This window comes from Paenibacillus sp. FSL H8-0122, assembly GCF_038005345.1.
Taxonomy (GTDB): domain Bacteria; phylum Bacillota; class Bacilli; order Paenibacillales; family Paenibacillaceae; genus Paenibacillus_AQ.
The window spans coordinates 6,511,518-6,537,556 of sequence record NZ_JBBOTB010000001.1 but is presented as its reverse complement, the minus strand read 5'-3'; the positions used below and the strand labels follow the sequence as shown (position 1 = coordinate 6,537,556).

Annotated in this window: 22 protein-coding genes, 1 tRNA gene and 1 riboswitch; of the genes, 21 read left to right on the top strand and 2 right to left on the bottom strand. The window is 53.0% G+C overall.

Annotated features, from left to right (window positions below; translation table 11 throughout):
- Positions 1-146: 146 nt before the first annotated feature.
- From NSS64_RS27845 to NSS64_RS27785, 13 genes are all read left to right on the top strand, one after another.
- Complete coding sequence (locus NSS64_RS27845; protein WP_340945618.1) at positions 147-1,595, top strand: tetratricopeptide repeat protein; 1,449 nt, start codon at positions 147-149, stop codon at positions 1,593-1,595.
- Positions 1,596-1,641: 46 nt separating this feature from the next.
- Positions 1,642-2,595 (top strand): thioredoxin-disulfide reductase, encoded by a 954-nt coding sequence (gene trxB / locus NSS64_RS27840; RefSeq protein ID WP_076077056.1) that lies wholly within the window; start codon positions 1,642-1,644, stop codon positions 2,593-2,595.
- 49 nt (positions 2,596-2,644) lie between these two features.
- Positions 2,645-2,751, top strand: a riboswitch (TPP riboswitch).
- Between the two features lie 151 nt (positions 2,752-2,902).
- The gene (gene thiC / locus NSS64_RS27835; RefSeq protein WP_340945616.1) at positions 2,903-4,597 is read left to right on the top strand and encodes a phosphomethylpyrimidine synthase ThiC; all 1,695 of its coding nucleotides are present in this window, start codon (positions 2,903-2,905) and stop codon (positions 4,595-4,597) included.
- A gap of 168 nt (positions 4,598-4,765) precedes the next feature.
- A complete protein-coding gene (locus NSS64_RS27830) occupies positions 4,766-4,993 on the top strand; it encodes a DUF1858 domain-containing protein (RefSeq protein ID WP_340995280.1) in 228 nt (75 codons plus the stop codon).
- Positions 4,994-5,007: 14 nt separating this feature from the next.
- Complete coding sequence (locus NSS64_RS27825; protein WP_340945612.1) at positions 5,008-6,270, top strand: DUF438 domain-containing protein; 1,263 nt, start codon at positions 5,008-5,010, stop codon at positions 6,268-6,270.
- A 201-nt stretch (positions 6,271-6,471) separates the two neighbouring features.
- Positions 6,472-7,422 (top strand): ROK family glucokinase, encoded by a 951-nt coding sequence (locus tag NSS64_RS27820; protein ID WP_036690067.1) that lies wholly within the window; start codon positions 6,472-6,474, stop codon positions 7,420-7,422.
- Positions 7,423-7,467: 45 nt separating this feature from the next.
- Entirely contained in the window at positions 7,468-8,367 is a 900-nt protein-coding gene (gene rapZ, locus NSS64_RS27815) for an RNase adapter RapZ (protein WP_036690069.1), read from the top strand.
- A 57-nt stretch (positions 8,368-8,424) separates the two neighbouring features.
- Positions 8,425-9,366: a gluconeogenesis factor YvcK family protein gene (locus NSS64_RS27810; protein WP_200869550.1), complete on the top strand. Its 942-nt coding sequence runs from the start codon at positions 8,425-8,427 to the stop codon at positions 9,364-9,366.
- Between the two features lie 18 nt (positions 9,367-9,384).
- A complete protein-coding gene (whiA, locus tag NSS64_RS27805; protein ID WP_036726258.1) occupies positions 9,385-10,314 on the top strand; it encodes a DNA-binding protein WhiA in 930 nt (309 codons plus the stop codon).
- A gap of 97 nt (positions 10,315-10,411) precedes the next feature.
- Positions 10,412-10,681, top strand: a complete 270-nt coding sequence (locus NSS64_RS27800) for an HPr family phosphocarrier protein (RefSeq protein WP_036690075.1) — start codon at positions 10,412-10,414, stop codon at positions 10,679-10,681.
- A 186-nt stretch (positions 10,682-10,867) separates the two neighbouring features.
- Entirely contained in the window at positions 10,868-11,623 is a 756-nt protein-coding gene (locus NSS64_RS27795; protein ID WP_341142267.1) for an SIMPL domain-containing protein, read from the top strand.
- A gap of 273 nt (positions 11,624-11,896) precedes the next feature.
- Positions 11,897-13,000, top strand: a complete 1,104-nt coding sequence (locus NSS64_RS27790; RefSeq protein ID WP_341142266.1) for a PdaC/SigV domain-containing protein — start codon at positions 11,897-11,899, stop codon at positions 12,998-13,000.
- A gap of 150 nt (positions 13,001-13,150) precedes the next feature.
- Positions 13,151-13,789: a GDSL-type esterase/lipase family protein gene (locus NSS64_RS27785; RefSeq protein WP_341142265.1), complete on the top strand. Its 639-nt coding sequence runs from the start codon at positions 13,151-13,153 to the stop codon at positions 13,787-13,789.
- Between the two features lie 87 nt (positions 13,790-13,876).
- Here the strand turns inward: NSS64_RS27785 and clpP are convergent, their stop codons facing one another.
- Positions 13,877-14,473: an ATP-dependent Clp endopeptidase proteolytic subunit ClpP gene (clpP, locus tag NSS64_RS27780; RefSeq protein WP_036690083.1), complete on the bottom strand. Its 597-nt coding sequence runs from the start codon at positions 14,471-14,473 to the stop codon at positions 13,877-13,879.
- A 193-nt stretch (positions 14,474-14,666) separates the two neighbouring features.
- Positions 14,667-14,741: transfer RNA gene (locus NSS64_RS27775), tRNA-Arg, on the bottom strand.
- Between the two features lie 292 nt (positions 14,742-15,033).
- Between NSS64_RS27775 and NSS64_RS27770 the strand changes: the two genes are divergently transcribed.
- From NSS64_RS27770 to rnr, 8 genes are all read left to right on the top strand, one after another.
- Positions 15,034-16,086 carry a sugar-binding transcriptional regulator gene (locus tag NSS64_RS27770; protein ID WP_340945605.1) on the top strand — a complete coding sequence of 351 codons (1,053 nt, stop codon included), beginning with the start codon at positions 15,034-15,036 and terminating at the stop codon, positions 16,084-16,086.
- Positions 16,087-16,202: 116 nt separating this feature from the next.
- On the top strand, positions 16,203-17,213 hold the full coding sequence (gap, locus tag NSS64_RS27765; RefSeq protein WP_036690087.1) for a type I glyceraldehyde-3-phosphate dehydrogenase: 1,011 nt from the start codon (positions 16,203-16,205) through the stop codon (positions 17,211-17,213).
- A gap of 133 nt (positions 17,214-17,346) precedes the next feature.
- The gene (locus NSS64_RS27760; protein ID WP_036726266.1) at positions 17,347-18,528 is read left to right on the top strand and encodes a phosphoglycerate kinase; all 1,182 of its coding nucleotides are present in this window, start codon (positions 17,347-17,349) and stop codon (positions 18,526-18,528) included.
- 27 nt (positions 18,529-18,555) lie between these two features.
- Complete coding sequence (tpiA, locus tag NSS64_RS27755; RefSeq protein ID WP_341142264.1) at positions 18,556-19,311, top strand: triose-phosphate isomerase; 756 nt, start codon at positions 18,556-18,558, stop codon at positions 19,309-19,311.
- A 2-nt stretch (positions 19,312-19,313) separates the two neighbouring features.
- Entirely contained in the window at positions 19,314-20,858 is a 1,545-nt protein-coding gene (gene gpmI, locus NSS64_RS27750; protein ID WP_341142263.1) for a 2,3-bisphosphoglycerate-independent phosphoglycerate mutase, read from the top strand.
- A gap of 57 nt (positions 20,859-20,915) precedes the next feature.
- On the top strand, positions 20,916-22,202 hold the full coding sequence (gene eno, locus NSS64_RS27745) for a phosphopyruvate hydratase (RefSeq protein ID WP_036726271.1): 1,287 nt from the start codon (positions 20,916-20,918) through the stop codon (positions 22,200-22,202).
- Positions 22,203-22,441: 239 nt separating this feature from the next.
- The gene (secG, locus tag NSS64_RS27740; protein WP_036690096.1) at positions 22,442-22,675 is read left to right on the top strand and encodes a preprotein translocase subunit SecG; all 234 of its coding nucleotides are present in this window, start codon (positions 22,442-22,444) and stop codon (positions 22,673-22,675) included.
- Positions 22,676-22,915: 240 nt separating this feature from the next.
- Positions 22,916-25,897 carry a ribonuclease R gene (gene rnr, locus NSS64_RS27735; protein ID WP_341142262.1) on the top strand — a complete coding sequence of 994 codons (2,982 nt, stop codon included), beginning with the start codon at positions 22,916-22,918 and terminating at the stop codon, positions 25,895-25,897.
- Positions 25,898-26,039 lie beyond the last annotated feature (142 nt).

The following is a 26,039-nucleotide window of genomic DNA, read 5'->3' as shown; positions in this document are numbered from 1 at the left end:
CTTTTCCCTCCCGTCAGCTCTCTCCCTGAGACTTGAGAATCTCGTTGCCACATGTGGTATACTGTGTGAAGAAGACAGCCGAGACCATAAATGGAAACGAACAGGTAAGGCTAGGGAAGCTGAAACAAGGGAGGTGCCTTGCTTCCATGATAGAGAGAACTTCAGAGAATGTCGCGGAGCACAGTAATGTCATTCCGGTCACTCTGGATGCCAATTTTTTCTTTGAAAGAGCCGTTCGGTCGCTGGACCGCTTTCAATATGATAAGGCATTAAGAAATTTTCGCAAAGCTGTTGAATATGAGCCGGATAATCCGGTGAATCATTGCAATATGGCGGGTATATTATCTGAGATGGGCAATTATACCGCATCTAACGAGATTCTTATCCATGTTCTGGAGAAGATCGACCCCGCTATGACGGAATGCCATTTCTACATGGCTAATAACTTCGCCAATATGGAAAGCTTTGAAGAGGCGGAGCGTTCGCTGGTCACTTACTTGGAAGAGGATGCTAACGGCGAGTTCATGACCGAATCCGAAGAACTGATGGAGCTGCTGCAATATGAGCTGAACCGGCCTGCTCCGCTGGTGCGTATCCGCAGCCGTGAGGGAGTCGTAGAGCATGACCGGGCGCGGAGTCTGCTGGAGGAGGGTAAGTTCCCTCAGGCTGTAGAACTGCTGGAGGAGATCACTGCGGGCACCCCGGATTTTTTGGCTGCGCATAATAATCTGGCACTGGCTCATTTCTATATGGGCCGGTTCGCCAAGGCGAAGGAATGTCTGAATGAGGTGCTGAAGCAAGACCCCGGCAATCTGCACGCTCTGTGCAATATGGCCATCTTCCTGCAGTATGCAGGAGATAAGGAACAGCTTGCGACACTGCTGGGTATGCTTGAAGCAACGGTGCCGTTCCATCAGGAGCATGTATTCAAAATGGCTACAACCATGGGTATCCTGGGCCGGCACGCTGCCGCTTACAGCCATTTCCGCCGTCTGCTGAAGGACGAGGAGGTCGCCGGAGACGCCGGGCTGTATCATTACTGTGCAGCGGCGGCAAGCAATAGCGGAAGACATGATGAGGCACTGCGCTGCTGGAGACAGGCAGCCAAGCTGGACCCTGCTTCCGCTGTCCCGGCGTTCTTCCTGTCCCAGCTCCAGCAGGCCCGGGCAGAAGGACAGCCTATGCCTGCAGTCAGCTATAACTATCAGCTGCCCTTCCAGGAGCAGCTGAAGCAGTGGAAGGGCAATACGGGCAGATTCACTGAAGAAGTGCGGAATAATCCGCTGCTGCGCGCCTCGTTCTTCTGGGCGCTGCGCTACGGCGATTCCGCTACGAAGCTTCAGGTGACCGAGGCTCTCCGCTGGATTGAGGACGAGGAGATGTCCGAGGTACTGCGCGGAGTTCTGGAGCAGGAGCCGCTGAAGGAGGACCGCCTGCAGGAGGCGGCATTGTTCAGCCTTCAGCGGCTGATCGGGGAGAACCTGAATGAAGCCGGCGGCTCGCCCGGCGAAGAGCAGGAGCCTGCGGCTGCTCCCGGACCCAAGGGGATGCTGCCCGGAACCGGCGGCTTATCGCCGTCCACTACCCGTATTTGAAGCAATTGCTGTTGTAAGAACACCTACTTGTAAGGAGGCCAATGTAATGTACAAAACGATTGTAATCGGAACAGGCCCGGCCGGGCTGACTGCCGCGATTTATCTGGCGCGTGCGAACCTGAGCCCGCTGGTCATTGAAGGCTTGCAGCCGGGTGGACAACTGACAACGACGACAGAAGTGGAGAACTTTCCAGGCTTCCCTGAAGGGATTCTGGGTCCGGACCTGATGGACAATATGCGCAAGCAGGCGGAACGCTTCGGCGCTGAATTCAAGAACGGCTGGGTGGAGTCGGTGGACTTCTCACAGCGCCCGTTCAAGGTAACCGTGGACGGGATGGGTGTACTGGAAGCAGAATCAGTTATTATTTCAACCGGGGCCTCTGCAAGATATCTGGGCATCCCGGGCGAGCAGGAGAATGTGGGACGCGGGGTCAGCACCTGTGCGACCTGTGACGGCTTCTTTTTCCGTAATAAAAAGATTGTCGTCGTCGGCGGCGGAGACTCCGCCATGGAGGAAGCCAGCTTCCTGACCCGCTTTGCGTCCAGCGTAACGCTGGTTCACCGCCGTCCCGAGCTGCGGGCCTCGAAGATCATGCAGGACCGGGCGCGTGACAACAGTAAGGTAACCTGGGCCTTGAACCGCACACCGGTTGAAGTAACGGTAGGAGAGACCGGAGTGAAGGGCCTTACGGTGCTTAATAATGAGACAGGTCTGACAGAGCTGGTAGAAGCAGACGGCGTGTTCGTAGCGATTGGACACACACCGAACACAGCCTTCTTGGGCGGGCAAATCAACACGGATGCTAATGGCTATATCGTGGTGAACCCGGGTACCACCGAGACCAACATCCCAGGCGTATTCGCCTGCGGCGATGTGCAGGATACGCGTTACCGTCAAGCGATATCGGCAGCAGGGACCGGCTGTATGGCCGCCATGGATGCTGAGAAGTTCCTGGAAGGCACGATGGTGCACGACTGGAGCGAATCGCTGGACAAATAACGGGTTTACAACAATTACCCAAACTGGTAGAATGCATTTAATTAGATAAGATACCCACTAGGGGAGCCTGAATAGGCTGAGACGGGAAAATTGAATTTCCGGACCCTTGAACCTGATCTGGATCATACCAGCGTAGGAAAGTGGAGTCGGACCTTTTTTGAATACAGTCTTATTTGGCTGTTCCTTTAATAAAGCCGCTCCAGGTGGAGCGGCTTTTTGACTTGCAGGAATCTATAGATTCTTCAGCTCAATCTGCTGCGTGACCTCTTATCTGATGAGTGTACAGAGCGAAGAGGAGGAGATTGAAATGACAGGAATGCTCAAGAACGAAGAGGTGAATCTTTCCGGATTCCCCGCGAGCCGTAAAGTGTATGTGGAGGGCTCACGCCCGGATATCCGGGTTCCGATGCGGGAGATCAGCCTCAGCAGAACCGAAGGCGTTGCCGGGGAAGAGGACAATGCTCCGCTGCGGGTCTATGACACAAGCGGTATGTACACGGATGCCGCGGAGGAGACGGACATTCGGAGGGGACTGCCGCCGCACCGTTCATGCTGGATTGAGGAACGCGGCGATTCGGAGGAATACACCGGAAGAGCCGTCCGGCCGGAGGATAACGGAATCCGCAGAGAAGGGGCTGCCGCAGAAGCTCATCCAGGACTGTGCAGGAATCCCCGGCGGGCCTATGCAGGCGGCAATGTGACCCAGCTGTATTATGCAAGGCAAGGGATCATAACACCGGAAATGGAGTATATTGCGATCCGTGAGAATATCCGGCCGGAGTTCGTAAGGGATGAGGTGGCCGCAGGCCGCGCCATCATTCCGGCCAATATCAATCACCCGGAGAGTGAGCCGATGATTATCGGCCGTAACTTCCTCGTGAAGATCAATGCGAACATCGGAAATTCTGCGGTCACTTCTTCTATTGAAGAAGAGGTGGAGAAGATGCGGTGGGCAACCCGCTGGGGGGCAGATACCATCATGGATCTCTCCACCGGCTCTAAGATCCATACCACCCGGGAGTGGATAATCCGCAATTCTCCTGTGCCGGTCGGGACAGTGCCCTTATACCAGGCGCTGGAGAAGGTGAACGGCATAGCCGAGGACTTAACCTGGGAGCTCTACCGTGACACGCTGATTGAGCAGGCGGAGCAGGGAGTGGATTACTTCACCATTCATGCCGGGGTACTGCGGCGCTATATTCCGCTGACTGCCCGGAGAATGACCGGCATCGTATCCCGGGGCGGATCGATTATGGCCGCCTGGTGCCTGGCTCATCAGCAGGAGAACTTCCTGTACACACACTTCGAGGATATATGTGAGATTATGAAGACGTATGATGTGGCCTTCTCGCTGGGGGATGGCCTGCGTCCCGGCTCTATCGCCGATGCCAATGATGAAGCTCAGTTCGCCGAGCTGGAGACACTGGGAGAACTGACGCTACTAGCCTGGAAGCACGATGTTCAGGTCATGGTCGAAGGTCCGGGCCATGTGCCGCTGCACAAGATTAAGGAGAATATGGACAAGCAGCTTGAGATCTGCCACGAAGCCCCTTTCTATACCCTCGGCCCGCTGACTACGGATATTGCACCCGGCTATGATCACATCACTTCGGCCATCGGGGCAGCGATAATCGGGGGGCTCGGGACGGCGATGCTGTGTTACGTTACACCTAAGGAGCATTTAGGCCTGCCTGACAAGAATGATGTGCGCGAAGGCGTCATTACCTATAAAATCGCTGCACATGCCGCAGACCTCGCCAAGGGACATCCGGGGGCGCAGGACCGGGATGATGCGCTGTCCAAGGCGCGGTTCGAGTTCCGCTGGCGCGACCAGTTCCATCTCTCCCTCGACCCGGAACGGGCGCTCGCGTATCATGACGAGACCCTTCCGGCAGAGGGGGCAAAGCAGGCGCATTTCTGCTCGATGTGCGGTCCTAAATTCTGCAGCATGCGGATTTCGCATGATATCCGTAATTCTCATAGATGGAGCAAATCACTGTAATTTAGCTGCTAATATAGCGGAATCGCAACATTCTTAGGCTATCTCCCAAGCTGAAAGGCTTGCGGGGATAGTCTTTTTATAGTTAGTGATTACAATCACAATTCACCTCTGTGACCTATGCTAAGCTGTTGCTTGAGAAGAGTTCTCATTAGTGAGGTGTGCAAAAGGATGAGCAAAGCGTTGAAGCTGGATGAATCGGTCTTTGAGCTGGTAACCAGGCACCCGGAAGTGGTGGAGATCATGGTGGAGCTGGGATTCCGTGATATTGCGAAGCCTGGAATGCTGCAGACCGCAGGACGGTTCATGACCCTGTCTAAAGGAATGAAGTTAAAGAAAATAGAGCTGGAAACCGTTCGGCTGGCCTTTTGGCAGCATGGTTTCGAGATTATAGAATAGAAGGAGAGATTGCGATGAGCGAACTGATTAATAACCGCGAGGTCGATGTGCCGGAACAGACACGCCGCCAGGCTATGCTGAGAGAGATCATCAAGGAGCTGCATGCGGGCAAAAGCGTGGAGGAGGTCAAGGCGCGATTTGAAGAGGCGGTAGGCGATGTTACGGTGGAGGAAATCTCCGCCATGGAGCACTCCCTGATGACCGAGGAAGGCATTCCGGTAGAGGAAGTACAGCGCCTCTGCTCTGTGCATACGGCGATTTTCAAAGGCTCGATTGAACAGATTCACCGTTCTTCTAAGCCCGAGGAGCAGCCCGGTCATCCCGTGCATACGTTCAAGCTGGAGAACCGCGAGATCGAGCGTCTGGTCAACTTCCGGCTGGAGCTGCATGCAGATAAGTTCAAGAAGAACGCCAGCGAGGAGATTATTTTCAAGCTGCTGGAGGACCTTAGTCTGCTGCTGGATCTCGACAAGCACTACAGCCGTAAGGAGAATCTGCTGTTCCCTTACCTGGAGAAGTACGGCATATACGGTCCTACGAAGGTAATGTGGGGAGTGGATGACGGAATCCGCAATATGATCAAGGAAGCCAAGAAGGCGCTTAGCGCCTATAACGGGGACAGCGGGCAGATTACAGCCGCACTGGAGGAGATCATTAAGGAAGTCAATGAGATGATCTTCAAGGAAGAGAATATTCTGCTCCCGATGGCGCTGGATAAGCTGACTGAGGATGAGTGGGTCCGGATCGCCCGCGAAAGCGATGAAATCGGCTTCTGCCTGACTGCGCCCGACCAGGAATGGATACCGGAACGTGCAGCGGAGCCTGAGGGTGCTGATGTTCCGGCGGAAGAAGGGGAAGGCCTGTCCCCGCAGGGCTTCATCCGGTTCGAGACCGGACTGCTGTCGCTCCACCAGCTCGAGACGCTGATGAATCATCTGCCGGTGGACCTCACCTTTATCGATGAGAACGATGTTGTCCGCTACTTCTCGCATGGCAAGGAAAGGATCTTCGCCCGGACGAAGGCCGTTATCGGCCGCACCGTACAGAACTGCCATCCGCCGCAAAGCGTGCATGTTGTCGAGAAGCTGCTCGCTGATTTCAAGGCGGGAGTGAAGGATGCCGAGGATTTCTGGATTAACATCAAGGATAAATTCATCTATATCCGTTATTTCGCTGTACGGGATGCAGACGGCCGTTATATGGGGACGCTGGAATTCACCCAGAATATTGCACCGATCCGTGCCCTGGAGGGCCAGAAGCGAATTTTGTCCGAATAGCATTAAGGCATCTGGCACCCTACAATAGAAGAGAATGAACGGACTTTCTTGCCTGCCTGGTGAGAAAGTCTTTTTGTTAACAAATAAGAACTGAAGCCCATTGCCCCGGGTGTATCGCCTTTCCTTGACCGCAGGGGAGGCTTCTATTATAGTGGGTACGTAGGATTAACTATTTTAGCATAGAAAAAGGTGGCTTGTAACATGTCTGAACATATCTACGTTGGCGTGGATTTAGGTGGTACCACGATTAAGGTTGGAATCTGTAATGCCGAGGGAAGCCTGCTGCACACTTACGAAGGTCCGACAGGGACTGCGGATGGCGTCGATGCTGTCATCGATAATATCGAGAAGTATGTACGCCAGATTGTGGAGGACTCTCCGTACTCCTGGGACCAGCTGGCTGGTGTGGGTGCGGGACTGGCCGGATTTACGAATATTCGTGAAGGTATCATCATCCTTGCGCCCAACATAGGATTTAGAGATGTGCCGATCCGCTCCATTCTGGAGGGTCGTCTGAACAAGCCAGTCAAAATAGACAATGATGCCAACGTGGCTGCACTGGGCGAAGCCTGGAGCGGTGCAGGGCGCGGCATAGAGAATTGTGTCTGCTATACGCTCGGTACCGGTGTCGGCGGCGGTATTATTATTAATGGTAAGGTGTATCAGGGCTTTGCCGGTCTGGCCGGTGAGCTTGGACATATCTCCGTGGTGCCCGATCTGGAAGCGATCCAGTGCGGCTGCGGGAACATGGGCTGTTTGGAAACCGTTTCCTCAGCGACAGGCATTATCCGTATGGCGAACGATGCTGTAGCACGCGGGGACCGGACCTCCTTGTCCACCGTTGAAAAAATCGCTGCGAAGGAAGTATTCGATGCCGCCAAGGCAGGCGATGAAGCTGCGCTGCGGATTGTGAACCGGGCGGCCTTCTACCTGGGCAAATCAATGGCCTCCGTTGCAGCGGTTCTGAACCCTGAAGTATTCATCGTCGGCGGCGGAGTCTCCAAGGCAGGCGATATTCTGTTCGATGAAGTCCGCCGGGTATTCGCCAAGCTGGCGCCTGCCCCTCTGCAGACCGGTGTTACGATTGTACCTGCAGCGCTTGGCAATGACGCCGGTATTATTGGTGCGGCAGGTCTGCTGCTGCGTTCTTAAAAGACCGGAATTATTCATATACTAATCATAGGGAGGGATGCTGTAATGACCGACCTCGAGCAAACCCTGCCCGCCCATGCCACCCTGATTATCATTACAGGCATGTCGGGTGCGGGCAAGACGATTGCCGTGCAGAGCCTGGAGGATCTGGGGTTCTTCTGCGTGGATAATCTTCCGCCTGTGCTAATCCCGAAATTCGCTGAGCTGATTGAGCAGTCCAAGGGTAAAATCGCCAAGGTGGCGCTGGTCATCGACCTTCGGGGGCGGGAATTCTTCACCGCCCTGTCGGAGTCTCTGGCCTACATCAAGGACGAGTCAACGATCGGGTGTGAGATCCTTTTCCTGGACGCCACAGATTCAGTGCTTGTACAGCGTTACAAGGAGAGCCGGAGGCATCATCCGCTTGCTCCGAAGGGCATGCCGCTGGACGGCATCCGCATGGAGCGCCAGATGCTGGAGGAACTGAAGAATTCAGCTACCCTGTGTCTGGATACCAGCAGCATGAAGCCGGTTCAGCTCAAAGAAAAAATAGTGTCACGCTTCTCCCACCTCGGGAAAAGCACCCTCTCGGTTAACATTACTTCGTTCGGATTCAAGTATGGGATTCCGATTGATGCTGACCTGGTGTTCGACGTCCGCTTCCTGCCTAATCCGCATTATGTGGATCAGCTGCGGCCCAAGACAGGCCAAGACAACGAGGTGTACGACTACGTAATGAAATGGCCTGAAACGCAAGAATTCCTGACCAAGCTGCTAGATATGCTTCAATTCCTTATTCCGCAATACCGCAAGGAAGGCAAATCCCAGATTATTATCGGCATCGGCTGTACGGGCGGCAAACACCGTTCGGTAGCCATCGCCGAATACCTGGGCAAAATGCTGGGGGTTAGCGAGACGGAAGCGGTAGCAGTCAGCCATCGGGACTCCGAACGCGACCGGCATTGATGAGAGAAGGGATGAATAGTGGCTGAAGAACAAGGACAGCGTCCGAAGATCGTCGTGATGGGTGGCGGGACCGGGCTCTCGGTGATGCTCCGGGGGCTGAAGGAGAAGCCGCTGGATATCACGGCGATCGTAACTGTAGCAGATGACGGGGGAAGCTCCGGGATTCTGCGCAGTGAGCTGCAGATGCCGCCGCCCGGGGATATCCGCAACGTACTTACGGCTATGGCTGACGTTGAGCCTCTGATGGCACAGATTATGAAGTACCGCTTCAGCAGCGGAGAAGGCTTAGCCGGGCATAGCCTGGGCAATCTGATTCTGGCTGCACTGACGGACATCTCCGGGGACTTCGTTACAGCAGTCCGGGAGCTTAGCCGGCTGTTCGCCGTTCGCGGCCGGGTGCTGCCTGCGGCCGGAGAGGCGGTAATCCTGCATGCCGAGATGGCGGATGGAACGCTGATTACCGGTGAATCCAAAATCCCGGAGGCGGGAGGCGTCATCAAGCGCGTATTTCTGGAGCCGGTGGATGTTGAGCCGCTGCCGGAGGCGCTGGAGGCTATCCGTAACGCAGATGCTATTCTGCTCGGTCCGGGCAGTCTGTATACCAGCATTCTGCCGAATCTGCTGGTGCCGAAGCTGGCAGAAGCCGTGGTAGCTTCCGAGGCCATTAAGATTTTTGTATGCAATGTAATGACCCAGCCGGGTGAGACGGATAATTACACGGTTAATGACCATCTACAGGCCGTATATGACCATATCGGGCTGCATCTGTTCGATTATGTGATCGTCAATGACGGGGAGATCCCGGAGCAGGTGCAGATCAAATACGCCGAGAAGGGTGCCCGTCCGGTACAGCTTGACCGTGAGGCCGTGGACGGCAACGGGTATAAGGTGATTGCTGACAAGCTGGTATTATTTAAAACCTATTTGCGGCATGATACAGATAAGCTCAGTCACCATATTTTCCAGCTGGTGAAGGATTGGATTGACAGAAAGAGTTAAATGAAAGAGGTGAGCCCCTTGTCTTTTGCGGCCCTTACCAAAAAAGAGCTGACGATGGTCGAGAGCCAGCCCTGCTGCGAGAAAGCGGAAATGTCAGCGCTGATCCGAATGAATGGTTCGGTGCAGCTTTCGAGCAAAAAGGTGGTTCTCGACATTTCGACGGAGAACGCCGCGATTGCAAGGCGGGTATATTCTTTGCTTAAGAAATATTACCAGGTCCATATCGAGCTGCTCGTGCGTAAAAAAATGCGTTTGAAGAAGAATAACGTCTATATTGTAAGAATCCCGAACCAGGTCCAGGAGATCCTGAAGGATCTGCGGATTGTCTCTGAGGGCTTTATTTTCACGGATGGGATTGATGAAGAGATTGTCGGCAAGAACTGCTGCAAGCGTGCCTATCTGCGCGGTGCCTTCATGGCTGGCGGTTCGGTCAATAACCCGGAGGGCTCTTCGTACCACTTGGAAATCGCTTCCATGTATGAGGAGCACTGCAAGGCGCTCGTGGAGCTGGCTGGTGAATTTCACCTGAATGCCCGCTGCATAGAACGCAAAAAAGGCTTCATCCTATACATCAAGGAAGGCGAGAAGATCATTGAGTTCCTCAGTCTGATCGGCGCCCATCAGGCGCTGTTCAAATTCGAGGATGTGCGGATCATGCGCGATATGCGCAACTCGGTCAACCGGATTGTGAACTGCGAAACGGCCAATCTGAACAAGACGATCAGTGCGGCGGTACGCCAGATTGAGAACATCAAGCTGCTGCAGCGCGAGGTGGGTCTGGAAAGTCTGCCGGATAAGCTGCGGGAGGTTGCCGAGATCAGACTGGCGCACCCGGATATTAACCTCAAGGAAGTCGGGGATATGCTGGGCGGGACAGTCAGTAAATCGGGTGTGAACCACCGGTTGCGCAAAATTGATGAGCTGGCGGACAAGGTCCGCGGCGGCTGATTATTTTTTTTCTAGTGCGGTATGCGTTATAATGATATAATATTATAAAATTAATGTGAAATTTTTGGGCAGATCTCAAATAGGGGGTAAGCGTTTCATGACAAAGCACCCGGTAGTTGTTCGGTTGAAGACGGGGCTCCATGCTCGGCCGGCAGCATTGTTTGTGCAAGAAGCTAATAAGTTTTCGTCGGAGATTTTCGTGGAAAAAGACGATAAAAAAGTGAACGCCAAGAGTATCATGGGCATTATGAGCCTCGCGATCAGTTCCGGTACGGAGATCCACATCAGCGCAGACGGTGCAGACGCGGAACAGGCTGTAACCGCTTTGACCAGTCTGGTAAGCAAGGAAGAGCTCGAGAATCAATAAATGCTACATGGTCTAACCAAAAGCCCTTAGGGGCTTTTTTTCATATCGGAAATGTCATCCGCCTGTTCTGGACCGGGACGGGGAACAAATAAAAAATAAATATCGTACATCGCTCATGCAACTTTTACCATGCTGTCCCGTCTAGAGGGTAATAACACTTAAACGAATCGAAAGGGGATGGCAAGCATGAGAAAATGGGGTAAATCGATTGGATCAGTTCTGCTGGCAGCTAGCTTGATGATTGGAGGAATGGGGTTGAGCGGAGTGCTGAAGGGTCCTGAAAAGGCTTACGCCGACGAAGTACAGAAGAATATTGTGAACGTGGTGGGCAAAGGCGAGCTGTCGATCAAACCGGATATTGCGTATCTCTCCATCGGGGTAACGACAACTGCCGAAACCGCGCAGGAAGCACAGAAAGGCACAGCCGCGAAGGTCTCCAAGCTGACCGCTTTGTTCAAGACCACCTGGGGCATTGCGGACAAAGACATTCAGAGCACCCAGTTCAACGTACAGCCTAACTACACTTACAGCGAGAAGGACGGCCAGAAGGTAAAAGGCTATAACGCCCAGCACACGCTGGAGGTCTCTTACCGGGATCTGACAAAGGTTGGACAATTGCTGGACGCTGCTTCTGCAGCTGGAGCGAACAACATCGGCAATGTGCGGTTTGCGATTGAGGATCCGTCCGCCTTTGAAGCACAGGCTATTGAGAAGGCTATGCAGAATGCAGATGTCAAAGCTGCGGCCATCGCCAAAGCAGCCAAACGCGGACTGGGTCAGGTAGTCACTGTCATTCAGAGCGATGACGGGAATCATCCGGTAATCTTCGCTCAAGCAGAGGCTATGCAGAAATCCGCAATGGATAACAATGCCGGCAGTTCCGTTGAGCCTGGGCAGGTTAAGGTCACTACCCAATTGAGTGTAACGTATGAACTGAAATAAACGTTTCGCAAGAGGCGCTTGCTCTGCTGTTATAAGCAGGGCAGGCGCTTTTTATAATCATATAAATGAATGTATATGCACATATGCGCTTTTGAAATCTCTCAGTTTGTTTAAATTAAGGTAACAGGATCTTTAGATAATCATGGCAAACCTTAAGAAACTGTAAAGCGGATTGTAACATCCCCCGCTAGTTCTTTTACTATAATAGGAACAGTGATACGGAAGAACACACATCATGACTAATCATACCACCAGGTGGAAGGGGAAATAACAATGAATTCGAACTCTAAGAAATACATCCGCAGATGGGGTGCGGGAATGCTCGCAGCAGGAATCCTGCTGGGCGGAACAGGAATAATTCAGACAGGCATAACGGAGGCCGCTCCGGCAGCCGCTCAGGTCAAGGCCAAATCCTCCTCTGTAGTGCTTAAGGTAAACGGTAAAAATGCAGCCCAGGCGGGCCTGCTCCAGGAAGGAAAGGTATGGGTGCCGGTAACCTTCCTGCGCGATGCGCTGGGGATGCCGCTCTCTTATGATAAAGCGGAGAAAACTTATTCCATAGGAACAGGTACTGCACAATTGAAGCTGGCAATTATGGATTACGGCATTATGATCCGAGTGAACAACTATTATATTGGTGAATATGAGGGCAAACAACTGAACAACCGGCTGTACGTCCCGTTCCAGCTGATTAACGATTACATGGGCTATAAAGGGGACTGGAACGCTGCTGCAGGACAGCTGAATCTGACGAAAAGGACGCAGAATGCCGTAACAATCAAGACAGCGAGCTATACGAAGGACTATAAGGATGCGCCAATCAAGCTGGATTATCCGCAGGTCAGCGGTCTGGCGAACGCCGGGGCAGAGAAGGCGATCAATGATCTGATCAAGCAGACCGTTCTGAACTATGCGAAGGATGCTGAAGATCAAATCTCCAAGCGGTCGAAGGATGACCGGCCGTATGAATTCGAAGGCGGTTATGTGGTCACGTATAACCAGGATGGCGTACTCAGCCTAATCACTAATCAATACGGGTATACCGGCGGTGCCCATGGGATGACTTACCGCAATGCGTTCACCTTCTCGCTCAAAGACGGGAAACGTCTGTTGCTGGGCGACCTGTTCGGTGCCAATCCTAATTACAAGAAACAGCTCAATGCCAAGCTGGCCACCGAGATCAAAGCTAACGGAGGTTATCTGGGCGGGTTCAACGGTCTGGATACAGAGAAGTATTTCTATTTAAAAGATGGCAAAGCGGTGCTCTTCTTCCAGTTATACGAATACACCGCATATGCCGAGGGCTTCCCGGAATTCAACTTCAGCTTCAAGGAACTCCTGCCGGACGGAAGCAGTCCGTTCGCAGCGCTGAAATAATACAGCCTAATACTGACCCTTGTGCTCTATGACGAGCACAAGGGTTGTTTGCGTTTTAATGGACTAATCGGGCGGCCCTGCCGTTACCACTTCACCCGGCCTTTCATAAATTAAAGAAGGCAAGCAGCTTATAACGGGGAGGGAAAGAGTATGGTCTATCAGTATACGGCCATTGGGGATTCACTCACAACCGGCTTCGGGGCGCTTCCCGGGAACGGCTTCGTCCCCGTCTACCGGGGGATGGCGGAAGGGAGACTCGGCACGCCGGTGGTGCCGGCGAATCTTGGCGTCAATGGTCTGACCACCGGGGGGCTGAAGCAACGGCTGAGGAGCTCGAACGTCTACCGGGCGGCGGTGAAGGATGCGCAGATCATTACGCTGTCCATTGGCGGCAATGACTTGATTAAGGCAGCCCGGGCAGCCGGGCCACGGCCCGGTGAATTCCAGGGCTTGCTGAAGCAGGCGCTTAGGGACTGCAAGCGTAACTACAGCGACATCATGGGTAGCCTGACACAGCTCAAAGCGGGCTCCCGCAGCCCCTACATCCTCCGGATGGTAGGGCTCTATAACCCATATCCACAGGTGGATGAAGCAACAGAGTGGGTGCGCGAGTTCAACCGCTATGCATCAGGCTACAGCAGCAGTAACGTAGGGTTTGCTTCGATCTACTATGAATTTGCCGGTAATGAGCGGGGGCTGCTGTTCCTGGATCATATTCACCCGAACAGCAGAGGCTACCGCGTAATTGCAGGCAAGCTGGATGCTCTGGGGTACGGGGGCTTAAGGTAAGTTGGAACGGTGCAGGAACAATCAAAGAGGCTGCTACGGACCAGATGGTCTGTAGCAGCCTCTTAGTGAATTCATGAAATTAAGTACTTATACGCCTGTCGGCAGAGTCTTCTCAATTACCTTGTCCACGATACCATATTCGGCAGCGTCTGCGGCGCTCATGAAGTAGTCGCGGTCAGTATCCTTCTCGATCTTCTCCAGCGGCTGGCCTGTACGTTCGGACAAGATGCGGTTCAGCTTCTCACGCAGTTTGATGATGCGGCGGGCGCGGATCTCGATATCGGAAGCCTGGCCCTGGGCACCGCCTAGCGGCTGGTGAATCATGATCTCGCTGTTCGGCAGGGCGAAGCGCTTGCCCTTGGCGCCGGCGTTCAGCAGGAACGCTCCCATGGAAGCGGCCATACCTACACAGATGGTGGATACATCCGGCTTAATGTATTGCATTGTATCGAAGATGGCCATACCCGCTGTGATGGAACCGCCTGGGCTGTTCACATACAGGTGAATATCCTTATCCGGGTCCTCGGCAGCCAGGAAGAGCATTTGTGCGATGATGGAATTGGCAACCACGTCATTAACCTCCGTTCCAAGGAAAATGATGCGGTCCTTCAGCAGGCGGGAATAGATGTCATAAGCGCGCTCACCGCGGTTGCTCTGTTCTACTACCATAGGAATATAACTCACGTGGAAAACCTCCTTGAAATTGGTGCTTCGAATGTGTTCATTTTTTACTGTTACCGTATTAACCACATGATAAACAAATTCAAACAAAAAGTCAAAGAAAGTCAAACTTACTTTCAAAAAAAAGAGCCCTCAAGCGGCTCTTTGGTTAAATATAATATAATCGTCACTAAATTATGTACAAGCTTGAAAATAATGGCGCGCCCGCCAAGAATCGAACTTGGATCTCAGGCTTCGGAGGCCTACGTCATATCCATTGGACCACGGGCGCAACAGAAATTATTATAATATACTTCTCGGATAAAAGCAATGCGTATTAGGCATCCTGCGCAAAAATAGTTTTCTCTGCCTCCATTAATAGAGCCGGAGATGCGTCTCCTGCCTGCGGCCTGCCGGACAAGCCCATGTATAAGATGAAAGCGGGCTGAGAATTATAGTCTCGGAACACTTGCACTCGGCGTCAGTTTTGGGTAGAATATGGGTGGGACTTAAAAAGTTAACCCGGGACATTTTGAGACCACGAACAAGGGATAAGAGAAAGACGAAGTTGCAGGAGTGAAAGCATGCGTAATCTATTGGAAATCCAAAAGCAGCTTCTGCCTGATCTCATGGAAACCCTTAAGAGACGGTATACGATTCTACATCAGATCATGCTGTCCGATATTATTGGGCGCAGGACGCTAGCCGCATCGCTTGATATGACCGAGCGGGTGCTGCGTGCCGAGACGGATCTTCTGAAATCGCAGGGGCTCATTGAGATCGAGAGCGTCGGTATGCGCATTAGCGATGCCGGTCGCAGACTGCTTGACCTGCTGGAGCCGGTCGCCAAGAGCCTATTCGGCCTGGATGATCTGGAAGAGAAAATTCGTACTACGTACGGTCTCACCAAAGTAATTGTGGTTCCTGGCGATTGTGAGACATCGCCGTTCACCAAGCGTGAACTGGGGCGCGCAGGCTCCAAGGCACTGCTCAGTGTACTGCGAAGTGACGATACGATTGCCGTCACAGGCGGATCAACCCTGGCCGAAATGGCCGATCAGCTGACCCCGCCGCTATCCCTTTCCTATAAGAACGCCTGGGTTGTTCCGGCGCGCGGAGGACTGGGAGAGAGCATGGAGATACAGGCCAACACTATTGCTTCAACCATGGCCAAACGGATTGGCGCCAATTACCGTCTGCTGCATGTGCCCGATCTGCTTAGCGGAGACGCTTATCAGTCGCTTGCACAGGACTCCAATATTGGAGAGATTGTACAAATTATCCGCAGATCGCGTATTATTGTACATGGAATAGGTGATGCCATTGAAATGACCCACCGCCGCAAGCTGGACTCCGGGACGATCTCAGAGATTCAAGGCGAGGGTGCTGTAGCCGAATCCTTCGGATACTATTTCAATGAGGACGGCGAAGTGGTTCACACTATGCTGACCATGGGGCTGCGCCTGGAAGACATTATCCGTACGGAAGTCGTTATCGGTATTGCCGGAGGCAAACGCAAGGCGAAGGCCATTCATGCGATGCTGCGGTTCGGACAAGAGGATATTCTCGTCATCGACGAGGCGGCGGCTGTCGAAATCGGCAAGGAAATCGACACACAGCTACAAAAGGTCCTATAGATTCCATTAAATGGGACGCGCGCAAAGGGTTTATGCATTATACTTAACATTGTTGTCTTGACGAGCCTCACGGCCTGTCTTGAATAAATAAAACGAACTCTAGGAGGAACTATTCAATGAGTGTAAAAGTTGGTATTAACGGTTTTGGACGTATTGGACGCCTTGCATTCCGCCGTATTCAAAATGTAGAAGGTATCGAAGTGGTAGCAATCAATGACTTGACTGACGCTAAGATGCTTGCTCATTTGCTTAAATATGATACAACTCAAGGTAAATTCCAAGGCGATGTTGAAGTGCATGACGGCTTCTTCAAAGTGAACGGTAAAGATGTTAAGGTTCTGGCGAACCGCAACCCTGAAGAGCTTCCTTGGGGAGAGCTTGGCGTTGATATCGTTCTGGAATGTACTGGTTTCTTCACAACTAAAGAAGCCGCTGAGAAGCACCTGAAAGGCGGAGCTAAGAAAGTAGTTATTTCCGCTCCAGCTACAGGCGACATGAAAACTGTTGTGTACAACGTTAACGATGACATCCTTGACGGTTCCGAAACAGTAATCTCCGGTGCATCTTGCACAACGAACTGCCTGGCTCCTATGGCCAAAGTTCTGAACGACAAGTTCGGTATCATCGAAGGCCTGATGACTACAATCCACGCTTACACAGGTGACCAGAATACGCTTGATGCTCCACACGCAAAAGGCGACTTCAGACGCGCCCGCGCTGCTGCTGAGAACATCATCCCTAACACTACCGGTGCTGCTAAAGCCATCGGCCTGGTTATTCCAGAACTGAAGGGCAAGCTTGACGGTGCAGCACAACGTGTGCCTGTAGCTACAGGTTCCCTGACTGAGCTGGTTACTGTTCTGGATAAGAGCGTAACCGTTGAAGAAATCAATGCAGCCATGAAGGAAGCTTCTGACCCAGAAACTTACGGCTACACTGAAGACGAAATCGTATCTTCCGACATCAAGGGTATGACTTTCGGTTCCCTGTTCGATGCAACTCAGACTAAAGTACTGACTGTTGGCGACAAACAGCTGGTTAAAACTGTTGCTTGGTATGACAACGAAATGTCCTACACTGCACAGCTGGTTCGTACTTTGGAGAAATTCGCTAAGCTTGCTAAATAAGACCGATTTCATATAAGCAGTACAATAGAGCGGAAACAAGGAAAGTCTGTTTCCGCTCTTTCTAAATGCAATGGCTACGTGATGAAATGGCTTCGTGAAGGAACCAATTTTGGGTGTGGAGGAAATGTTAATCATGAACAAAAAAAGTGTCCGTGATGTAGAAGTAAAAGGCAAGCGCGTATTCGTGCGTGTAGATTTCAATGTGCCAGTGGAAGACGGCAAGATCACTGATGATACCCGTATCCGCGAAACCCTTCCAACAATTAAATACCTGATTGAGAACGGTGCAAAGGTCATTCTGGCCAGCCATATGGGCCGTCCTAAAGGCGAATTCGTCGATTCCATGCGGTTGACTTCCGCTGCAGTCCGTCTGTCTGAATTGCTCGGCAAACCGGTAGCCAAGGCTGATGAGGCCATTGGCGAAGCGGTAAAAGCGAAAATCGCTGAACTGAACGATGGCGATGTGCTTGTGCTTGAGAATGTCCGTTTCTACAAAGGTGAAGAGAAGAATGATCCTGAACTGGCTAAGCAGTTCGCTGAACTGGCTGACCTGTTCGTCAATGACGCATTCGGCGCAGCTCACCGTGCCCATGCTTCGACAGAAGGAATCGCTCACTTCCTGCCGGCAGTATCCGGTCTTCTGATGGAGAAGGAATTGTCCGTTCTCGGCAAGGCGCTCTCTAACCCGGAACGTCCTTTCACGGCCATCATCGGCGGTTCCAAGGTTAAAGACAAGATTGACGTTATCGACAACCTGCTGAATCTGGCTGACAATGTACTGATTGGCGGCGGCCTCTCTTACACGTTCACCAAGGCTCAAGGCTACGAAATCGGTAAATCCCTGGTAGACAACGACAAGATTGATGCAGCGCTTGGATTCATTGAGAAGGCCAAGAAGCTGGGCAAGAACTTCGTGCTTCCGGTTGACGTTGTAGTCGCTGACAAGTTCGGTGCAGATGCCAACACCAAGATTGTAGATGCAACAGAGATTCCTGCAGACTGGGAAGGTCTGGACATCGGTCCTAAGACTCGTGAAATCTATGCCGATATTATCAAAAACTCCAAGCTGGTTGTATGGAATGGACCGATGGGCGTATTTGAAATCGACATCTTCGCTGAAGGTACAAAGGCTGTGGCTCAGGCTTGCGCTACTACCGAAGGCTACACTGTTATTGGCGGCGGCGATTCCGCTGCGGCTGCTGAGAAATTCCACCTCGCAGACCAGATGGACCACATCTCCACTGGCGGCGGCGCATCGCTCGAGTTCATGGAAGGTAAAGCTCTTCCAGGTGTAGAAGCACTGAACGACAAGTAATACCGAAGAGGGAGGCAATACATCACTATGAGTAGAACACCTATTATTGCAGGCAACTGGAAAATGTTCAAAACCGTTCCGGAAGCCGAAGGCTTCATCGCTGAAATCAAAGGCCAGGCGGAAGTGGCAGGCGTAGAGACTGTAATCTGCGCGCCATTCACGAACCTGCCTGCACTGGTTGCAGCGGTACAAGGCACCACCATCAAAATTGGTGCACAGAACCTGCACTTCGAAGATAACGGCGCTTATACAGGTGAGATCAGCGGCGTAATGCTGAAGGATCTTGGTGTAGAGTACGTTATTATCGGCCACTCCGAACGCCGTGCTTATTTCGGTGAGACGGACGAAATCGTCAACAAGAAGATGCATGCGGCATTCCGTCACGGCATTACTCCGATTGTCTGTGTAGGCGAAAAGCTTGAAGAGCGCGAAGCTGACCAGACTAAGAACGTATGCAAGGTGCAGACTGAAGCGGCATTTGCCGGTCTTAGCGCAGAGCAGGCAGCAAGCGTAGTTATCGCTTACGAGCCCATCTGGGCGATCGGTACAGGTAAATCCTCCACTTCCCAGGATGCCAACGAAGTTATTGCTTATATCCGTACCCTTGTTAAAGGCCTGTACGATGAAGCAACAGCTGAAGCTGTACGTATCCAATACGGCGGCAGCGTGAAGCCTGAGAATGTAACGGAGTACATGAGTCAAAGCGACATCGACGGCGCTCTAGTCGGCGGTGCCAGCCTGCAGCCTGCTTCCTTCGTTTCACTCGTTGAGGGGGCGAAGTAAGAATGTCAGCTCCAAGACCTGTAGCACTGATTATCATGGACGGCTTCGGACTGCGGAACACGGATGAAGGCAACGCTGTTGCCCAAGCCAACAAGCCGAACTACGACCGTTACCTGAAGCAATATCCGAATACTACGCTTACCGCTTGCGGCGAAGCTGTAGGTCTGCCGGAAGGCCAAATGGGTAACTCTGAAGTAGGGCACCTTAATATTGGTGCCGGCCGGATTGTATATCAAGACCTGACCCGTATCGACAAGTCGATCCGTGATGGAGAATTCTTCGATAACGAGACGCTGGTGGCTGCCGTAAGAAGCGCTAAGTCAACCGGCAAAAAGCTTCACCTCTATGCACTGGTATCCGATGGCGGCGTACACAGCCACATCAATCATCTGTTCGCCATGCTCGATCTGGCCAAAAAAGAAGATCTGCATGAAGTCTATATTCATGCCTTCATGGATGGCCGTGACGTACCACCCGACAGTGGACAGAAGTTCATTCAGGATCTGGTCGCCAAGATTGAAGAGGTTGGCGTAGGTACGATTGCTACGGTATCCGGACGCTACTTCGCGATGGACCGTGACAAGCGCTGGGAGCGTGTAGAGAAGGCTTACCGTGCAATGGTATATGGCGAAGGCCCTAAATATACCGATGCCCTTCAGGCCATCACTGCATCCTACCAGAATTCTGTGTTCGATGAATTCGTGGAGCCAAGTGTAATTGTGGACAGCCAGAACAAACCGGTAGCGACAGTGGAGAGCGGCGATTCGGTCATTTTCCTTAACTTCCGTCCTGACCGTGCCATTCAGCTGTCACAAGTGTTCACGAACTCGGATTTCCGCGGCTTCGACCGTGGTCCTAAGTTCCCGCAAGGCCTGCACTTCGTATGCCTGACTACCTTCAGTGAGACGGTTCAAGGCTTCGTGGCTTACTCTCCGAAGAACCTGGACAATACGCTCGGTGAGGTGCTGGTTCAGCAGAACAAGAAGCAGCTGCGTATTGCAGAGACCGAGAAGTATCCGCATGTGACCTTCTTCTTCAGCGGCGGACGCGATGAGGAGCTTCCGGGCGAGACCCGTATCCTGATCAACTCGCCGAAGGTGGCAACCTATGATATGAAGCCAGAGATGAGCGCTTACGAAGTGGCGGCGGCCTGCGTAGCGGAGATCGAGGCGGACAGACAGGATGCCATTATCCTGAACTTTGCCAACCCTGATATGGTAGGACACTCCGGCATGCTGGAGCCTACAATCAAGGCAGTTGAAGTAACGGACGAATGCGTAGGCAAGGTTGTGGATGCTGTAGTTGCCAAGGGCGGCGTTGCGATTATCATTGCCGACCACGGAAATGCGGATATGGTATTCGATGAGAACGGACGTCCGTTCACAGCCCATACCACCAACCCGGTACCGTTCATCGTTACCACTGAAGATGTAGTTCTGCGCGAAGCTGGTATTCTCGCAGATGTGGCACCGACGATCCTTGATCTGATGGGACTTCCGCAGCCTGCGGAAATGACCGGACAATCCATGATTGCCAGCCGCAAATAAGCAAGACACCTGTTTATGTAAACCCAAAACCATTGTATAAAAGGAGATTAAACTTACATGACTATTATTTCTGATGTGTATGCACGCGAAGTCCTTGACTCCCGTGGTAACCCTACTGTAGAGGTTGACGTATATCTGGAGTCCGGCGCAAAAGGCCGTGCTATCGTTCCTTCCGGCGCTTCCACTGGCGCTCATGAAGCTGTAGAGCTTCGTGACGGCGACAAATCCCGTTACATGGGTAAAGGCGTTCTGAAAGCTGTTGAGAACGTAAACGAAATTATTGCTCCAGAAGTTATCGGTATGGACGCTCTTGACCAAGTGGGCATCGACAAGCTGATGATCACTTTGGACGGAACTCCTAACAAAGGCAAGCTGGGCGCTAACGCAATCCTGGCAGTATCCATGGCCGTAGCCCGTGCAGCTGCAACAGCACTGGATATTCCTTTGTACGTATACCTGGGCGGATTCAACGCCAAGACGCTTCCAGTACCAATGATGAACATCATCAACGGTGGTGAGCATGCTGACAACAACATCGACGTTCAAGAGTTCATGGTTCTTCCTGTAGGCGCTCCAAGCTTCAAGGAAGCACTGCGTACTGGTGCCGAAATCTTCCACAACCTGAAATCCGTACTGCAATCCAAAGGCCTGAACACAGCTGTTGGCGACGAAGGCGGCTTCGCACCGAACCTGGGTTCCAATGAAGAAGCGATCACTACAATCATTGAAGCCATCGAAAAAGCCGGTTACAAACCAGGCGTTGACGTATTCCTCGGTATGGACGTTGCTTCCACTGAGTTCTACAAAGATGGTAAGTACACACTTGCCGGCGAAGGTAAATCTTACACTTCCGCTGAGTATGTTGACCTGCTGGCTTCATGGGTTGAGAAGTACCCAATCATCACAATCGAAGACGGTATGTCCGAAGATGACTGGGATGGATGGAAATTGCTGACTGAAAAATTGGGCGACAAAGTCCAATTGGTGGGTGACGACCTGTTCGTTACAAACACTGAGCGTCTGGCAACAGGTATCGAAAAGGGTATTGGTAACTCCATCCTGGTTAAGGTTAACCAGATTGGTACACTGACTGAAACCTTCGATGCGATCGAAATGGCGAAACGTGCCGGTTACACAGCTGTTATCTCCCACCGTTCCGGTGAGTCCGAAGACAGCACCATCGCTGACATCGCTGTAGCGACTAACGCTGGCCAGATCAAGACTGGTGCTCCTTCCCGTACAGACCGTGTGGCTAAATACAACCAGTTGCTTCGCATCGAAGACGAGCTGGGCGAATTGGCTCAATACAACGGCCTGAAATCCTTCTACAACCTCAAAAGATAATTTCTTTTGAACCTATATTGAAGACCTGCCGCACTTTGGCAGGTCTTTTTTTGCTCTTATTGTGTCTCCTGGCTGCCTGTAGGAGATAAATATGCGATTTTAATAGGAAGATCGGGGTCGATCGCGATGTGGATGGTTGTTTTCATTCTGTGGCTATGATAAAATAAGAATGCTGTTTATGAAACGGAAATTCTAATTTAGCATAGATAGTGATGCTTGGACGTAGGAGGTGGAAGTGAATGGATATCTTTTTGAAAGTGGTGCTTCTGATTTTTGCCGTAGGTCTGATTGCGGTCGTTCTTCTGCAAAAAGGGAAAAGTGCAGGTCTTTCCGGTGCCATCTCCGGCGGTGCTGAGCATCTCTTCGGTAAAACAAAAGCACGCGGTATGGAGCTTGTGCTACAGCGTGTAACAGTTGGCCTGGCGGCCGGATTCTTCATCATGTCAATTGTTGTTGCCATTGTTGTTGAATAGTATGTCTACAGTAAACCTTCGCTCTGTTCTGAAATGGAATAGGCGGAGGTTTTTTTGTATGCAGATTTAATATTGTGAACATCATAACAGGGATGCCCGGGATTAAATTCGTGTATACTAGGGTATGAAGTATAGAAAGGTAAATTTTACTTGAAATGATTAGCTGTGCAATAGGACAAGGCATACATATATGCCAGCGGCATAGGAATGCTGCGGAGCGGAGAAGAGAAGGTGACGAACATGATAACACAGGAAATTTTACTTGATTTCATGCGGGAGACCGCTTATAAACCACTAACTTATGAAGAACTGGTGAGCCATTTCGCAATTGAGGATAGTGCTGAATTCAAGGCCTTTGAGGCCTTGCTGATTGACCTGGAAAAGGACGGCCGGATCATATTGACCCGGGGTAGCCGTTATGGTGTGCCTGAGCGGATGGATCTGCTGCGCGGACGGCTGCAGGTTCATGCCAAGGGCTTTGCTTTTCTGATTCCCGATAACCGGGAGCACCCGGATGTGTATATCCACGCGAACGATCTGAAGGGTGCTATGAACGGCGATATCGTCTTGATCCGTATTACCTCGAAGAGCCCGTCCGGCGGGCGAATGGAAGGCGAAGTGGAACGGATTCTGATCAGAGGCGTGTCGCAGACGGTGGGTGTCTTCCAGAGCCTGGAGACCTATGGCTTCGTGCTGCCTGATGATAAGCGGATTAACCGGGATATTTTCATTCCCAGGGAGTCTTTCAAGGGTGCGGTTGACGGGGAAAAGGTGGTTGTCCGCATTGTGAACTATCCGGAGGGCCGTGCTGCGGCTGAGGGTGAGATCATTGAGATCCTTGGCCATAAGGATGATCCGGGCGTGGATATTCTGTCGGTCATCCGTAAGCATCAGCTTCCGGAGGCTTTTCCGGCTGAGGTGATGACGGAAGCGGAGCAGGCGCCGGATTCCATCACGGATGAAGAGATTATCGAGCAGGGGCGGCGTGATCTGCGCGGACTCAATATCGTAACCATTGACGGCGCGGATGCCAAGGATCTGGATGATGCGGTCAACGTAGAGCGTCTGGAGAATGGCCATTATAAGCTGGGCGTTCATATTGCTGACGTAGGCTATTATGTGCGTGAAGGCTCTGAACTGGACAAGGAAGCCTATGACCGCGGATGCAGTGTGTACCTGGTGGACCGTGTCATTCCGATGCTTCCGCACCGGCTGTCGAACGGGATCTGCAGCTTGAACCCGCAGGTTGACCGTCTGACGATGTCCTGTGAAATGGAATTTGACGAGCAGATGAAGGTCGTGAACCACGATGTCTTCACCAGTGTCATCCGTACGAAGGAGAGAATGACCTACTCTGATGTACGGAAGATTGTCGAGGATGAAGATCCTGAGCTGCTGGAGCGGTATGCTCCGCTGATCGGGGATTTCCGGCTGATGAAGGAGCTGGCGATGAAGCTGCGAGGTGCCCGGATGCGGCGCGGTGCGGTGGATTTCGATTTTGAAGAGAGCAAGATTATTGTAGATGAGGCCGGTAAGGCTATCGATATTGTAAAACGCGAACGCTCTGTGGCGGAGCAGATTATTGAAGAGTTCATGCTGGTCGCCAATGAGACGGTGGCGGAGCACTTCCACTGGCTGAAGGTTCCGTTCCTGTACCGGATTCATGAGGACCCGGACCCGGAGAAGCTGCAGAACTTCATGGCTTTTGCGGCTAACTTCGGCTACCACGTGAAGGGCCGGGGGAATTCGGTTCACCCGCGCGCGCTCCAGGATCTGCTGGAGCAGATTCAGGGAACGAAGGAGCAGACCGTCATCAGTACGATGATGCTGCGCTCCATGAAGCAGGCGAAGTACGATGCCGAGAGCACCGGGCACTTCGGACTAGCCGCAGAGTTCTATTCCCACTTCACCTCACCGATCCGCCGTTATCCCGATCTGGTGATTCACCGCGTCATGCGCGAGGTGCTTGAGAATGGCGGAGCGCTAACCGAGAAGCGCCACGAATATCTGGCCTCCCGGATGCCTGATATTGCCCAGCAGTCCTCGGAGCGTGAGCGTGTGGCTGTTGAAGCCGAGCGCGATACCGAGCAACTGAAGAAAGCAGAGTTCATGCAGGACAAGGTGGGCGAGGAATTCGACGCCATGATCAGCAGCGTGACCAGCTTCGGGATGTTCATCGAGCTGGATAATACGGTCGAGGGTCTTATTCGCCTTAGTGCGCTGACGGATGATTACTACCACTTCGATGAAGCTCATATGGCGCTGATCGGCGAGCGTACCTCCAAGGTCTTCCGCATCGGCGATGAAGTGAAGATCCGCGTAGCCAAGGTCAACATGGACGACCACACCATCGACTTCGAGCTGGTCGATATGAAGCCGCGCGCAGCCGGAGACCACCGGAGCTACGGCGGACGCGGCGGCAAAGGCGGCCGTCCGGGCGCAGGAGGCTTCAGCAAGCCGTTCGCCGGTAAGGCCGGAGGCGGCAAGGGACGCGGTGGGAAGGGCAAGCCCGGCAGCGCTGCTGCCGGAGGTAAGAGTGGTGCTGCCAAGGGCAAGAACGGCGCCATCTTCGGGGCTGGCGGTAAGGGCAAGAGCGGCGGCGCAGGTGCCGCTGGTAAGAGCAAGAGCGCTTCTGCCGGGGGCGGCGGTGAAGCGGCTGGTGGCTTCGGCGGCGCTGAGTCTGGCGCCGGGAACGGGCCTCGCGAGGGCGGAGCGGCGGCGTGGGACATCGCCGGCGCAGCAGGCAGCGGCCGCAAGCGCGGGCGCGGGCCGGAAGCGGCAGCGCGGCGCGGTCTTGCCGCCGCAGGCGCAGCGGGCGGCGGCAAGGCGGACCGCCGGGGCGAAGCCGGCGGGTCTGGCGCTCCGCGCGAGGGCGGCAGAGGCCGCGGCGCGGAGGCCGGTGGCGGTGCCGGGGGACGCGGCATCGCTTTCGGCTTCGGCTCGGGCAAGGGCGGCTACGGCGCGCCGAGCGGTGGCGGGTCTGAGCAGGCGGGCGGTGAGCTGCGCGGCGTAGACGCGGGCACACGGTTCCGCAGCCGCGAGGACCTCGGGGCCGAAGGGCGCGGCGCAGCGCCGGAGGGTAAGGGCCGCCGTAAGAAGAAGGGCGGCGTGTTCATTAGCCCCTCCGTGACGCCAGGCAGCGGGGATTCCGCAGGCGAGGCCGGTGCTGACACTGGCGAGAAGAGCGGGCGTCGTAAGCGTAAGAAGAAACCTAAGGCGTAGGCTGAATGATATGAGGCACTGTTCTTTTAGGGGGACAGTGCCCTTTTAATAAGGAATTGGCATCATAAGAGCGGAGTATAGGGCGATCCTTCCTTGCGCTGGAAGCTTCGCTTTTGATACAATATAGACCTGGTGTCCGTGA